We start from the raw sequence: 13,842 nt of genomic DNA, 5'->3' as shown, positions 1-13,842 counted from the left end.
ATTACAGCTAAAATCGCGATACTCGGAACAAATTCCAATAACTAAAACTTATGCGAACTCTATTTTTTTTCTCCCTCCTGTTTCTCTTCGGTTGTGGCGATCCCTCAACGCAAGAGCAGCGCCAGTTATCACCGGAAGAAGTGAGCTTAGGCTTTTTTAAAGCGATTTATGTTGATCGTAATGTTGAACAAGCCAAGCAATACGTCGACGATCCCATTAAACAAGTGCTCACCCATTACCACATTGCCGCAGCCGTACAGCGTAATATGCTCGGCCTATCTATGACCAATGTTGAAATGGAAATTGATGATATCGATATCGACTTCTTCCGCAAATTTACCAAAGACGTCATTGTTGTGGTCAAAATGAAAGGTCTTAAAGGTGGTCAACCATGGATTGATGACAGGACCATACGCCTACACAAAATTGGTAGCCAATGGATTATCGTCGAACTTCTGCCTGAAAAGCGCAAAGTTAACGGTTAACCCCCTTTCTTGCCTGCTTTCACCGCGCATACCTTGTCATACAATCATTCTGCTTACTTTCAACCAAAAAAATAGCAACCCTAAGGTTGCTATTTTTTGTGCTTGTTCTGTTATTTCCGACTCATAAGTACCGTCAGTTTAATCGTTATCGATTAAGCTTGGATCACTTCTTCTTCGCTTTCAGCAGGTAAAGACGTTAGTACATCGTCTTTCACTTGATAATAAGCATTTTCGTATTCATGAACTTCCATAACAACTCCTGCTTGATTGGGTAAGGTCGCAGAGGCTTGCCATTCTATGCTGACATTTTGCCTATGAGGAAAGGGATACATTCCGTGGGCGGGAGTATAACAAAGCAAAAGCCATAATTACAGAAAACTTTCAGTTTTGTATCACCAAGCATGGCATTTAAGGCTAGTTATCATTTGAATAGCTCACAATCAGTACTTCCACATGAAAGACTTTCACTTTCTACGAGGATATTGAGGCCATGCTGACGCCATTTCATCATTCGCTTTATACACAAAAGCGATTAACAGAAATCGCTTACACAAAATGAATCTAGGGAATGCCATTAGATGTTCAGGGCAGGCTTTATGGTGAAATTTCCACCCTCAAACACTTAGACCAACATCAAGTAAGTAAAGTGATTGAAACCTATGGGCGATCGCAGCTATCTGAGCGATTAAGCTACTGAATAATAAGTGCTGTGTAATAAGCGACAGTGTAGAAAGCTAAACACTCAACCTAAGCCGACAAAAAAGGCCAGTTAATACTGGCCAGTTAAGCTAAATCAGGCCTAGGCTTGAGTCGATAAGCGGTAGCGAAGCACCTTAAGTGACTTCTCTTCCGACACATCCATAAAGGCTAGCGGATTGGCTAAGCGCTCTATGTATTCGAGTGCAGGTGCAGCTTCCGCTACCTGTTGACGCAGGAAAGCGGTATCGAGTTCAGGTGCATTTAGACACAGTAATACTTCGCCATTCTCGGCAAGCAACTCAGGTAAACGCCTAATTAAACGCACATAATCCTTAGTCGCAACAAAACTGCCCTTTTGATTGCTCGGTGGATCGGCAACAACAATGTCGTAGGGACTGAGCTTTTTCAGTTTGCCCCAAGATTTAAAAATATCATGGCCTAAAAAACGGGCTCCCGCGCTAAAGCCATTCAGCAAATGGTTCTGCTTACCTATGCCTAATGCGCCTTTGCTCATGTCCATATTCACAACTTCATCGGCGCCCCCTTGTAATGCCGCGACCGAGAAACCACAGGTATAAGCGAACAAATTAAGCACCTTTTTATAACGGGCGTTTGCTCTAACCCACTCACGACCATTAGCCATATCGAGGAAGAGTCCGTGGTTTTGTCCGCGCATTAGGTGCACCTGAAACCGTGCGCCATTTTCGCTAACGATATGCGGCTCAGGCACTTCACCTTGCAATAATTGGGTAAACGTCCCCCCTGCACTACGGTATTGGTAGACTAAATTCAATTGGCTATCTGGCCTAATAGCTTGCCAGCGCGCTGCAATCGCCTGTTGGCAGAGGGTTAAATCCGTATCCTCCAAGGGAGTAAAGCTGGTCAGCAATAGTACGGGTGCAAACCAATCTAAACATAGGTGCTCACAACCCACGTAATGCCCACCGCGGCCGTGGAATAACCGCACCGCATCATCACCTAACTCAATTGTCGCTAGCGCTTGTATAAAACTTTGCATCTTCTACTACTTACTCTCAGTTGCACTTGTATTGGCTTCATCGCCATTGGGAATTGCATTTTCCGTGTTACTGGCCAAGAACTTATCTTCGATATCGTCCGATAATAAAATGGCTAACCAATTACCACTCTTACTCGATTCGAGGGCAATTTTAACCACCATAGTCAATGGCACTGACAGCAACATGCCCACAGAACCTAATAACCAGCCCCAGAAAATTAATGATAAAAACACCACTAAGGTCGATAACCCCAGACCGCGCCCCATAAATTTAGGCTCAATGATATTGCCCATCACCATGTTGGCACCCACGTACAAAAGTGCAGTTCCCCCCGCAGCCGCAGGGCCAAGCTGAATAAAGGCCAACAACACCGCTGGAATGGCGGCAATGATAGAACCAATATTGGGAATGTAATTAAACAGGAAAGCAATCACCGCCCATAACATGGCGTAATCCACGCCGATGAAGGTCAATCCCACACCGACGATGATCCCAGTAGCCAAACTCACTAAGGTCTTGATCACCATGTACTGATTCACAGATTGTAAAAAGCGGTCAATCTGCTTTAAGCGCATATCGGGATCGTCCAATGCCAGGTGCAATTTCTTTGGCAGCGACTGAGCTTCAAACAGCATAAAGACGATAGTGAGGATGATCAGAAATAAATTCGCCATCACATTGCCGACACCCGATAGCATATTCGTGGTCATAGACAAGGCCATGCCAGGGTCAAAATAGGCTAATACCTGATCCTTCGAAATCTGAATATTTAATGCCTGTAATTTATGGATAATCCACGAAAACTGCTCCACCAGCTGATCGCGATATTGGGGCAATTGTTTAGAAAACTCATTGACAGAACTGCCGACGACTGAGGCTAACCATAGGCCCATCAACACAATAAAACCCATCAAGAGGATCACTGCCAGCCATTTAGGCACACGGAACTTTGTCATCAAACCGATTGCAGGATTACAAATCACCGCAAGAAAACTGGACAGCACAAACGGCACCACAATAGGGCTCGCCGCCTTAATCCCTGCCAAAATAATCACTACAAAGGCCATAACCGCAAAGCCACGATAAGCAGCAGAGGGCGCATTAGGTCGAGTCATTTATTAAAAATCCTTCTTGATCTTAGATAAAATTGTTAGGCTAACCCTTGAAACCACTTAACCTCAGCAACTTTAGCTTAAGATAGCCATTTGTCATTATGAAACCAGAAACCGCGATTATACGCATTAAAAACTTAAGACTTCGTACTTTTATTGGCATTAAAGAAGATGAAATCCAAAATCGCCAAGACGTGATCATTAATGTCGTGATCCATTATTGTGCCGAACGTGCCCGTAACAGTGACAATGTCGAGGATGCGCTCAATTACCGCACTATCACCAAAAAGATCATTGAACTGATTGAGAATAACCGTTTCTCATTACTCGAAAATCTCACCAGCCAAACGCTGGCCATCGCCAGTGAGCATCCTTGGGTTGAATTTGCCAGTGTCGAAATCGACAAACCCCATGCCCTGCGCTTTGCTGATTCAGTCTCGATGGAGTTATGTTATCAAAAATAATCTGGCTAAAAATACTCCGACTAAGTGATCGTTGCACACCGCATTTTGGTATATATCCGCAGAGCTTAACCAATTAAGAGAGGTTCCATGAATATACTGATCACCGGCGCAAGCGGCTTTATTGGTCGCCAATTAGTCGAACGACTGGCGCCATATCATCAACTGACGTTATTAACTCGCTCAGTGCAACAAACACAAAAAGTGCTCGGCAATCAGCACCATTACCTCGAGAGTCTCGATGCGCTAAGCGACTTGAATCACATTGGTGCCATTGTAAATATTGCGGGTGAACCCATAGTCGCTAAACGTTGGAGTAAAAACCAGAAGCAACGCATTTGTGATAGTCGCTGGGATATTACGGCAAGATTAACTCAGCTAATACATCAGAGTAGCACCCCTCCTCAGATCATGGTGAGTGGTTCGGCAGTCGGTTATTACGGGCGGCACGATGATAAATTACTCGATGAGTCTAGTGGCGCCCATGTTGAGTTTAGCCATGACATCTGTCGAAAATGGGAACAAGAGGCGCTAAATGCAACCTCAGAGCACACACGAGTCTGCATTATCCGTATTGGTATCGTGCTAGGTAAAGGTGGTGCCTTAGAGAAAATGTTACCGCCATTTAAACTCGGACTCGGTGGCCCAATTGGCCATGGACGCCAAGGTATGAGCTGGATCCATGTGCAGGATCTCATTTCCCTTATTGATTTTTTACTCACTCAACAACACTGTAAAGGCATATTTAATGCCACAGCACCCAATCCAGTGAGTAACGCTGTGTTTACCAAAGCGCTCGGAAAAGCACTTAATCGCCCAGCGTTAATCACGACCCCACCGCTTGCATTACGCTTAGCGATGGGCGAAATGTCGGAGCTACTGACAGAAGGGCAATTTGTTTACCCCAAACGTGCCCTCGAAGCGGGTTTTCAGTTTCAATTCAGTGATCTCGATAACGCCTTAACAAACGTGTTAGCCAAATAGGCTAGCACGCTAGAGCTTAAACTCAGCTTTAATATGCTGATAAAATCAGTGGCTAATGAGGTGGCATCTTAGTACTCAAATCCGCTCAACAACCAGGTATATTGTAACGTCAATCTTGCCATTATTTTAGCAACACTAGAAAAACAAGAATGTAACATCATGATTTATATTATGATTTAGCGACAATCCGTCCATTTTCTGCTAAACTCGCCTCCATTCGGTCATAGGAGGCACGCATTAACCGCCTCAGCCTTGACCACAGATAGACTCAGCAACACCTCATAAATAGACAGTTATTTATGCTCAGGAACAGGCTATTTAATCTACTGTTCTTGGTCTGTAGACCATAAAACGATACACGCTCGCGCCTACTCGTCCTTTAAATTTTTTATCGGATTGACACTGATCTGTCCTCGACATCAAGCGCTTAACATCCAGCATTAGCAGGTACTTAATAACAAGATGGGTTACTTCTCATTGGACATTGTGCCCAATGAAACGCCCGCACTAAGACAGTTTGTAAGGAATTTTCATGCACACGACCTATATGATTGGCGAGCTAGAATCATTTTTAATTGCCATTTTCGTGCTGTTTATCGGCCACTCTATCAATCGCCATGTACGTGTCTTCAGGCAATATAATATCCCCGAACCCATAGTGGGTGGCCTTGTTGTCGCCGCGGGAGTCACATTTCTTCATTTTCAAAATATTAGTCTCGACTTCAGCCTATCACTGCAAAATACCTTAATGCTGATGTTTTTTAGCACCATTGGCCTCTCGGCAAACTACAAGCTATTGCTCAGCGGTGGTAAAAAAGTCTTCATCTTTTTAGGTGTAGCCTCAGTGTATATTGTGATTCAAAATGCCGTCGGCGTCAGTTTAGCCAGCCTATTGGGGCTCGATCCCATCATGGGACTTATCGCAGGATCAATTACCCTGTCGGGCGGCCATGGTACCGGCGTCGCTTGGTCACAAACCTTTGCTGAGCGCTACGGTATCAACACCTTAGAGTTTGCTATGGCCGCGGCAACCTTTGGTTTGATCATGGGTGGGATCATCGGTGGCCCCGTCGCACAGCGATTAATCGGTAAACATAATCTCGTTTCTCGCTATGGGGTTGGCCGCAAGCATCACAGTGAACATCCGCATTTAGTCACTTATGATCACTTAGAAGAAGACCAAGTCACCGCCAAAACCATATTAGAAACTCTGTTTGTGCTGTTGTTGTGTGTTGCAGGATCAAAATGGCTCACGCTGTGGATCAGCCAATCGGGTATTGCATGGCTAAAGATGCCCGACTTTGTATATGCTCTTTTTCTTGGCGTGCTCATTGCTAATCTCACAGAACTCACCCGCGGTTACAAACCCCATACCGAAAGCATCGATGTGATAGGGACTGTCGCGCTGTCACTCTTCCTCTCAATGGCCTTAATGACTTTAAAGTTATGGGAAATTTTTGATTTAGCGATCCCGCTACTGGTGATATTACTGGTACAAACCGCAGTGTTGGCCATTTTTGCCTATTTCGTGACGTTCAAAGTCATGGGCAGTAATTACGATGCTGCGGTGATCACCGGTGGCCACTGCGGCTTTGGTATGGGTGCAACCCCAACAGCGGTAATGAATATGGGCGCGCTCGTCTCACGCACAGGGCCATCACCCCAAGCCTTTATGGTAGTACCTATCGTCGGAGCCTTCTTTATCGACATAGTTAACTTAATTGTCTTACAGGGCTATCTGAGCTTTATGAAGTAGTTGCGAATAAACCAATCACTTAAAAAATAGGGCGCCGACTTTGGCGCCCTATTTTATGGTTCAAAATAGTTAAAACTAGAATTCACGCATTAAGCGTTCAGGCCGAGGTAGGTAATAATCATCATAATCAAGGGAGAAAACGACTGAACTTGAACGGCCAACAATCTCATCACGGGGCACGAAGCCAATAACCCGAGAGTCAGCACTGTTATCACGATTATCACCCAGGGCTAAATAATGCGCATCCGGCACTGTGACAGGTCCAAAATTGGCAAGCCTTGAGGGTACAGGGTTAAGGCGAATACTGTGGACCATACCGAGTAAATTTTCCTGCATTTCTGTCACATCAGCGGGAGCATAAGCACTCAATGCTTGGGATGTGTAGCTAAGCAGTTCGCCGTTTAAATACAAGCGATTATCCTGCATCATCACAGTATCGCCTGGCACAGCTATTACCCGCTTAATCAGTTTTTTATCGGCCTTTTTCGAGTCAAATACCACGATATCGCCGCGAGCAGGATCTGCCAGTTTAACTAATGCGATATGCGTAAATGGCACCCTAAGATCATAAGCCATCTTATTAACAAGAATGCGATCACCCTCGACGATAGTCGGCAGCATAGAACCCGATGGCACAGTATTCCAATCGGCCACAGCGCTCCTGAACACTAGCATTAAACTGATAAACAGAAAAAAGGAGCGATTATCCTTAAGCAGTTTTGTTATTCCTTTGAACATAATATTCCCTCTATGGCATATATAAGCTAGTCGCTGTTCTCAGTTAGATAGACCCATTGAGTTGCACTAAGTTCTGTTGCTACCTGCTTAAGCACAGATCAATTTGTAAGCCGATGTAAAAAGCATATTCAATTCAAGTGCAGCAGAATCAACCCCATAACAAAAAAGCACTGAGCTTATGTCGCATCAGTGCTTTTAATGTTGGCTCAGCTTGTTGTCTTAATAAGCTTTATGTTTTAGCCCATCAACAGAGTTCACAAACCGCCCTAGCTCCCAGCCTTTAATAGCTCAGAGCAAGATTGGCTGAGCAATTGTCGACAACGCCAAACCCCTAGTAAGGCGACGATTAAGGCTCCAGAAACAGGGGCAATACCCCACCAAGGCCAGTGCATGTATACATTAAGCTCAAACACTTGCGTCTTAAGTAGATATAACGCAAATTCGGCCACAATTACGGCTAACACACCCGCAATACCGCCAAGTAAGGCGAACTCTAAACCCGTTGCACTGCGCAATAACCATCCTGAAGCACCAAAGGTACGTAACACCGCCAGTTCACGTTGCCGAGTTGCCATGCCAGCCTCAGTCTGTGCAATCAAGACTAAGGCACTGGCTAATAACACTAAGGCCAGCACTAAAGACAACGACAGCGACACTTGCTCAATTATCTGCCGCAACTGCCCCACCATAGCGCCAACATCTATGATAGATATCGTCGGAAATTGCTGAATAAGCGCAAGGATCACTGCATCCTTAGGCGTACCATCGGCACTCAGCGCTTGGCCGTTTGTTGCGGGGTCATTTGTTGACTGGTCATTTAAATAAAAACTCGCCATCGAAGTATAACCAAAAGGCGCGAGCGCTTCTTGAGTGAAAATCATAAAGAAGTTCGGTTGCAGCGTTTCCCAGTGTACGGCACGAATACTGGCAACTTTAACTGTGAGCTCTTGATTATCAATCACGTAAGTCAGCTTATCGCCAAGACCAATACCTAGACGCTCCGCCACGCCGGACTCCACCGACACTTCATCAGCGGCTTGATTAAAATGCCCCTCTAACAGTTCGTTGTTAGCAGGCAGTGTATTGCGCCACGTTAGGTTTAACTCGCGCGAAATGCCCACTCTTCCCTTTTCACCCGCTTCTGACTGTTCATTCGAAATCAGCGCTTCACCGTTAATTTGAGTTAATCGGCCACGGATCACCGGATAAATATCTGTCGCCACTATCCCCTTCGCCGTCATGAAATCATTCAAGGGCTTTGCATCATCAGGCGCAATATTGACAAGGAAATAATTAGGCGCATTTTCGGGCAACTGTTTTTGCCATTCGTTAAGTAAATCTTGTCTTAACGCCAAAATAGTCAATAACAGTACCAGTGCAGCGCTAAAGCCAACCAATTGCACCGCATTTTGCCGCGCACGACGCCTTAGCCCCGCCAGCGCTAATTGCAAAGGATTGGTAGTCTTCATACCAACACTGTGTCCTGCTCGTATCATCACAAATCCAAGCAGACTTAATAGCACAGCCAGCAATAGCACAGCCGCGACCACAGTCAGAGTCAAAGTCCAACTTTGGGAATACAAATAGCCCAGTAGCGCCATAGCCCCTAGACTCAGTAGCAAATGCAGCCACATACCAAGCTGTAAGCCTTCTAACTGACGCTGCAACACCCGAAGTGGCGGAATAGCCAGTAAACGCATCAATGGATAAGCCGAAAACATAAAGGCGCTGATGAGCCCAGTGCTGATACCGAGTAATAATGGCCGTGTGAGTGGCGGTGAATAGGCCGCAATTTCAGGTGGTAATAGATAACTGATCCCAAAATCGAGTAACCCTCCCCCAATTAGACCTAGACCAATTCCCAGTAGTGTTACCAACAATAAATGAGTACCAAACAACAGGCGAATTTGCTTTGCCGAGGCGCCAAAGGTTTTCAGCATGGCCACCACATCGTAATGACGCTGACAATAACGCTGTGCGGCAATACCTATCGCCGCGCAGGCCAATGCAATGCCCATCAAACTTGCTAGCAGTAGGAAGCGCTCAGCTCGCTTAACCGCTCCCGCTATCGGCGAGTCACCGGATTGCACATCGACCCAACGCTGGGTGCTATTCAAAAGCGGTTTAACACTTTGCTCAAAGGCCGTAAGCGAAGCTTCATCGCCAGCAAATTGATACAGATAAGTCACGCGGCTGCCCGGTTGAATCACTCCCGTTTTGGCGACATCCTCCATGCGCATCAATACCACGGGCGATGAAGCAAAAGGATTAAAGCCCGCGTCGGGTAAGCGGCTGATCTCATTGCTGAGCACAAATTCACTGTTACCTAGTTCGATGGATTTGGGATAACCCAAAAGTCCGCCTAAGCGAGTCTCAAACCAGATTTCGCCCGCTTGAGGTAACGCCTTGGTTTTACCGCTGGTGAGTTCAATATCGCCCTTAAGCGGGTAACCCGACTCTACGGCGCGTACTGTGACTAACTGAAACTTATCTCCCGAATAGACCATGGAATTAAATTGCATGTTAGTCACATGCTTAAGCCCAAGCGCTTCGGCTTTGGATAAAATCGCCGCATCAATTTTAACCGGCGAATCGATAATACGGTCGGCAGCAATAAACTGTGAAGCTTGACCACTAATTGCCACTTGCAGACGTTCACTCACCCGCGCCAAGCCACTCACAGACAAAACCGCGAGCGTAATAGCGAGGATAATCAATAACAATTGTCCCTGCTGTAACTCGCGTTTAAACAGGCGCCATGCCAGACTTAACTCCATTATTAAGCCTCCTTAACATCGGCTAGCGGTTCTGTTTGAGTGATATCTTCCTGTAAATGGCCGTTATCCATCACCAATTGACGCTCACACCGCTTGGCCAGCAGCAGATCATGGGTAACAAGGACTAAGGTTGTATGGCTTTCTTGATTAAGCTCAAACAACATATCGGCAATCTTATGGCCGTTGACGCTATCTAAATTGCCTGTTGGTTCATCGGCAAACAAAACTGTAGGTTCACAGATAAAAGCGCGGGCAATCGCCACCCTTTGCTGTTCACCACCCGAAAGCTGTTTGGGTAAATGGGTCAAGCGATGGGATAAACCAACACGCACCAACATGGCCTGCGCTTTTTCCTTGGCATTACTCACGCCCGCAAGCTCGGCGGGTAACATGACGTTCTCGAGTGCAGTTAAGGTATCCACTAACATAAAGGATTGAAAAATAAAGCTGACCTTCTGTTTACGCAGTGCCGCTTTTTGCTCTTCATTCAATGGTGATAATGCCACACCATCGAGCCAAATCTCCCCCGACGTAGGCGTATCAAGCGCCGCAAGCAATCCCAATAAGGTGGATTTGCCTGAACCTGATGGGCCGAGAATGGCCACACTCTCACCTTGCTTGACATCTAAGTTAATGCCCTTGAGGATAGTGAGCGTTCCTTCCTGAGTAATCACTGATTTTTCGAGGTTAACAACATTAATGGCACTGTTTTTTAAGATGACGTTAGACATAGGATCCTTCTTATATAAATCGTTCTGGTATCAATCGCTAAGATTAAAATCAATGGCGAAGACCCTAGGGGCATTCATCCTACTGAGTGTACTCATGGTCACGCCCGCTCACGCGGCAAAGATACTGATCCTCGGCGATAGCTTAGGCGCTAGCTACGGCATGGCAGAACAGTCAGGCTGGGTAGCACTACTGCAAAAAAATCTGCCCGAACATCAGTTTACCAATTGCTCTGTGAGCGGCGAAACCACAGCGGGCGGCCTACGCCGATTACCCGCCTTGCTCGATTCTGTTGCTCCCGACCTTGTGGTCGTTGAACTGGGAGGTAATGATGGTTTACGTGGATTCCCCCCAACGCAACTCGAAAATAATCTAATCCAAATCATTACCCTAGCCAAAGATAGCGGCGCAAAAGTGCTGCTGACCGAGATCATGGTACCGCCTAACTATGGCCCTCGCTATACCCAAAAGTTCACCCGAGTGTATCAAGACATATCTAAAACCCAGGATATAGTATTGATCCCCTTCTTTATGCAGGATATCGCGCCCCATCCAGAATTAATGCAAAGGGATGGCATTCATCCCAACGAAAAGGCGCAAGCTCAGATTGCGGCTTGGATGCAACCATGGATAGAAAATGCGTTAACCCAATAAAATAGCTGCTATTTTAAGCTAACGAACCGCTTACTTAGCTAAACTCATGTTCAACGGATAAAAACGTGTTCTAACGCAAGATTCACCCTATAGATAAACAGTAAAATTCGTGTTAGCAAATGGTTAACTCAAACAAGGAGTCAATATGTCCCTTAGCCATCAGCAAAAAGTGTACATACCCAAGGAAGCCCGTACAAATCAATACATCACAGCCGAAATCAAGGTGACGGATGAGCTACTCAATCAATATCCCGATTATCAAAGCTGCTATCAAACGTTAAGCCGTTTGATATTTAATTTGGCAGAACAACACGATCTCCGTAATGTTCACGTGATCACTAACGATAAACTGCCAGTAGTGCGTTACCATACCGAAGCGTATTGCTTCCAAACCACTGAACAAATTCTATTTTTTTATAACCCAGCCTACCACGAAGCCCAAAACTTATTCTCGCAAGAAAACTATCGCGCCCGTAAACTGCGCATTGTGTTTCTCGCCACAGGTGACGATATTCGCAGTAATTCCGCCAGTTTCCATATCAAGGTGCGTGAGTTGCTCACTGAATTAATGCCCTTAATGCCAATAAGCGCTCTTAAGGTTAAGGTCCGCGACCATCAGCATTTATCCTATGATCTGTTCGCAAAAGCTAAGGGCTATAAAGAAACCTATGGTTATAAACTGCGCGCCATCGGCCCAAGATATAAAGCCAGAAAATGTGAGTTACCAGAAAACGTTAGCTCTCTTACCTATGTGACGGTGAGCTTGCCGCTGAGCCGCAAACTCAAACAGGGTTTATTACCTGACTCAGCCACTGACTTTACGCCTTTATATCAGCATCTTGAAGACTGCTTCCTCAAAGCGGCAGCGAATAGACAGCTAACACGCCTTGCTATGATAGCGAACGGCTTAACACCACTTGTGCGTAACAGTAAGTTTGAAAAGCTCGCCAGCAAAGCCGAAGTACAAATGATAGGGTTCGATCCTAATGCGACTGAGCAACAAGTTATCCGTCGCTGGGATGCCGATAACTTAGTCGAAGCCGCGCACTTTACCATAGTGGCAGGTACCAAGGATTGTGACGATTCGGGTTTCGGTCGCTTTATGAACAATGTTGAAACAGCTCTGAAGGCCTTCGCAGCGGACATAGGTGTCGATCCGGAGCGTGAAGATCTCATCGTACGCTTCCATCAACATATCAGCTATCAAATCTAACCCACTTCGGTATTAGCCGCGAAAGCTCAGCAAATGAAAACGCCTGCAAATGCAGGCGTTTTTACTTTTATTCACCAATAGACAAAATTACATAGGACGATTTTTTTCTATGAGGCGATTGAAAATAGCGTTCACAGACAAAGAGGCACCGTGGGCAATTTTATCAGCGAGTTTCTTTCTCATCTGATAACGTATCTTGTACACAGAACGCTCTGTGGCGAGTGACATTATCACATCATCGCTGGTCGAAATCGCATCAACTAAACCTAATTCAATGGCTTGCTGACCGTACCAATGCTCGCCAGTAGCGACTTTCACTAAATCCAACTCAGGGCGATACTTACCAACAAACGCTTTAAATAAGACGTGGGTTTCTTCGAGTTCTTCTTGAAACTTCTGTCTTCCCTCATCGGAGTTTTCACCAAATACTGTCAAGGTGCGCTTAAAATTACCAGCCGTATGTTGCTCATAATCAATTTCATGCTTTTTCAGCAGGCGATTAAAGTTAGGCAGTTGAGCAACAACACCAATAGAACCGACAATGGCAAAAGGTGCAGCATAAATTTTATTCGCTACACAGGCCATCATATAGCCACCACTGGCGGCGACTTTATCAACACAGACAGTCAATGGAATATCAGCTTGGCGTAAGCGATCTAACTGGCTGGAGGCTAAACCATAACCATGCACCATACCACCGCCACTCTCTACATTGACAACCACTTCATCGCCTTTTTCTGCGATAGCGATAATTGCACTGATTTCTTCACGCAGTGATGCGACCTCAGCGGCATCGATACTGCCCTTAAAATCAATCACGAACACTTTGCCCGTGCAGGCTTCATCTGCGGCCTTGTCTTTTGCCTTTTCGTCAGCTTTTAATTGCTTTTCATAGGCTTTGAATTGTTTCTTTGACAGAAGTTCTTCTTTTAAGCCATGCTTAAGTTCTTCTAACTCTTCAGACAAGTTAGTGATCCTCAGCTCGCCCTTATCTGACTTGTGTTTTACAGTGGAAGCCAACACCACAATAATAACGGCAACGATTGCGACCACTATTGTGACGGCTTTCGCCAAAAACATTCCATACTCGTATAAAAATTCCAAAGTGTTCTCCGTTAGGGCGTTACATCATTCAATCAATTGCGCGCTATTCTAACAGCCTAAAGGCCCATAAAAAAACCCAGCAAAGGCTGGGTTTTTCCGATTAAGGCAAGA

12 protein-coding genes are annotated in these 13,842 nt (G+C 45.5%); 6 read left to right on the top strand and 6 right to left on the bottom strand.

Annotated features, from left to right (window positions below):
* Positions 1–50: 50 nt before the first annotated feature.
* Entirely contained in the window at positions 51–485 is a 435-nt protein-coding gene (locus L5M28_RS11500) for a hypothetical protein (RefSeq protein WP_105252133.1), read from the top strand.
* Positions 486–1,284: 799 nt separating this feature from the next.
* On the opposite strand, the gene L5M28_RS11495 is transcribed toward L5M28_RS11500, so the two are convergent.
* A complete protein-coding gene (locus tag L5M28_RS11495; RefSeq protein WP_263203385.1) occupies positions 1,285–2,202 on the bottom strand; it encodes a class I SAM-dependent methyltransferase in 918 nt (305 codons plus the stop codon).
* A 6-nt stretch (positions 2,203–2,208) separates the two neighbouring features.
* A complete protein-coding gene (locus L5M28_RS11490) occupies positions 2,209–3,318 on the bottom strand; it encodes an AI-2E family transporter (RefSeq protein ID WP_219234382.1) in 1,110 nt (369 codons plus the stop codon).
* 98 nt (positions 3,319–3,416) lie between these two features.
* Here L5M28_RS11490 and folX point away from each other — a divergent pair, with 98 nt between their 5' ends.
* From folX to gltS, 3 genes are all read left to right on the top strand, one after another.
* Entirely contained in the window at positions 3,417–3,779 is a 363-nt protein-coding gene (gene folX / locus L5M28_RS11485) for a dihydroneopterin triphosphate 2'-epimerase (protein ID WP_006082167.1), read from the top strand.
* 87 nt (positions 3,780–3,866) lie between these two features.
* Positions 3,867–4,760 carry a TIGR01777 family oxidoreductase gene (locus L5M28_RS11480; RefSeq protein WP_263203384.1) on the top strand — a complete coding sequence of 298 codons (894 nt, stop codon included), beginning with the start codon at positions 3,867–3,869 and terminating at the stop codon, positions 4,758–4,760.
* Between the two features lie 532 nt (positions 4,761–5,292).
* Entirely contained in the window at positions 5,293–6,516 is a 1,224-nt protein-coding gene (gene gltS / locus L5M28_RS11475) for a sodium/glutamate symporter (RefSeq protein WP_113940752.1), read from the top strand.
* Positions 6,517–6,591: 75 nt separating this feature from the next.
* Here the strand turns inward: gltS and lepB are convergent, their stop codons facing one another.
* The 3 genes from lepB to L5M28_RS11460 all read right to left on the bottom strand — a co-directional run bounded on the left by lepB (position 6,592) and on the right by L5M28_RS11460 (position 10,762).
* Positions 6,592–7,254 carry a signal peptidase I gene (gene lepB / locus L5M28_RS11470; protein WP_219234380.1) on the bottom strand — a complete coding sequence of 221 codons (663 nt, stop codon included), beginning with the start codon at positions 7,252–7,254 and terminating at the stop codon, positions 6,592–6,594.
* 266 nt (positions 7,255–7,520) lie between these two features.
* Entirely contained in the window at positions 7,521–10,031 is a 2,511-nt protein-coding gene (locus L5M28_RS11465; RefSeq protein WP_263203383.1) for an ABC transporter permease, read from the bottom strand.
* A 2-nt stretch (positions 10,032–10,033) separates the two neighbouring features.
* Positions 10,034–10,762, bottom strand: coding sequence for an ABC transporter ATP-binding protein (locus tag L5M28_RS11460; RefSeq protein ID WP_212600695.1), 729 nt, complete (start codon positions 10,760–10,762; stop codon positions 10,034–10,036).
* Between the two features lie 52 nt (positions 10,763–10,814).
* Between L5M28_RS11460 and L5M28_RS11455 the strand changes: the two genes are divergently transcribed.
* Together L5M28_RS11455 and L5M28_RS11450 are read left to right on the top strand one after the other, a co-directional pair.
* Entirely contained in the window at positions 10,815–11,414 is a 600-nt protein-coding gene (locus tag L5M28_RS11455) for an arylesterase (RefSeq protein ID WP_263203382.1), read from the top strand.
* 145 nt (positions 11,415–11,559) lie between these two features.
* Positions 11,560–12,627, top strand: a complete 1,068-nt coding sequence (locus tag L5M28_RS11450) for a DUF3083 family protein (protein ID WP_263203381.1) — start codon at positions 11,560–11,562, stop codon at positions 12,625–12,627.
* A gap of 87 nt (positions 12,628–12,714) precedes the next feature.
* Here the strand turns inward: L5M28_RS11450 and sohB are convergent, their stop codons facing one another.
* Positions 12,715–13,731, bottom strand: a complete 1,017-nt coding sequence (gene sohB, locus L5M28_RS11445) for a protease SohB (protein ID WP_263203380.1) — start codon at positions 13,729–13,731, stop codon at positions 12,715–12,717.
* Positions 13,732–13,842: the final 111 nt, after the last annotated feature.

Origin of the sequence: Shewanella sp. SW32, assembly GCF_025653365.1 — a bacterium.
Lineage (GTDB): Bacteria > Pseudomonadota > Gammaproteobacteria > Enterobacterales > Shewanellaceae > Shewanella > Shewanella oncorhynchi.
This window is presented reverse-complemented; position numbering and strand designations above follow the sequence as displayed.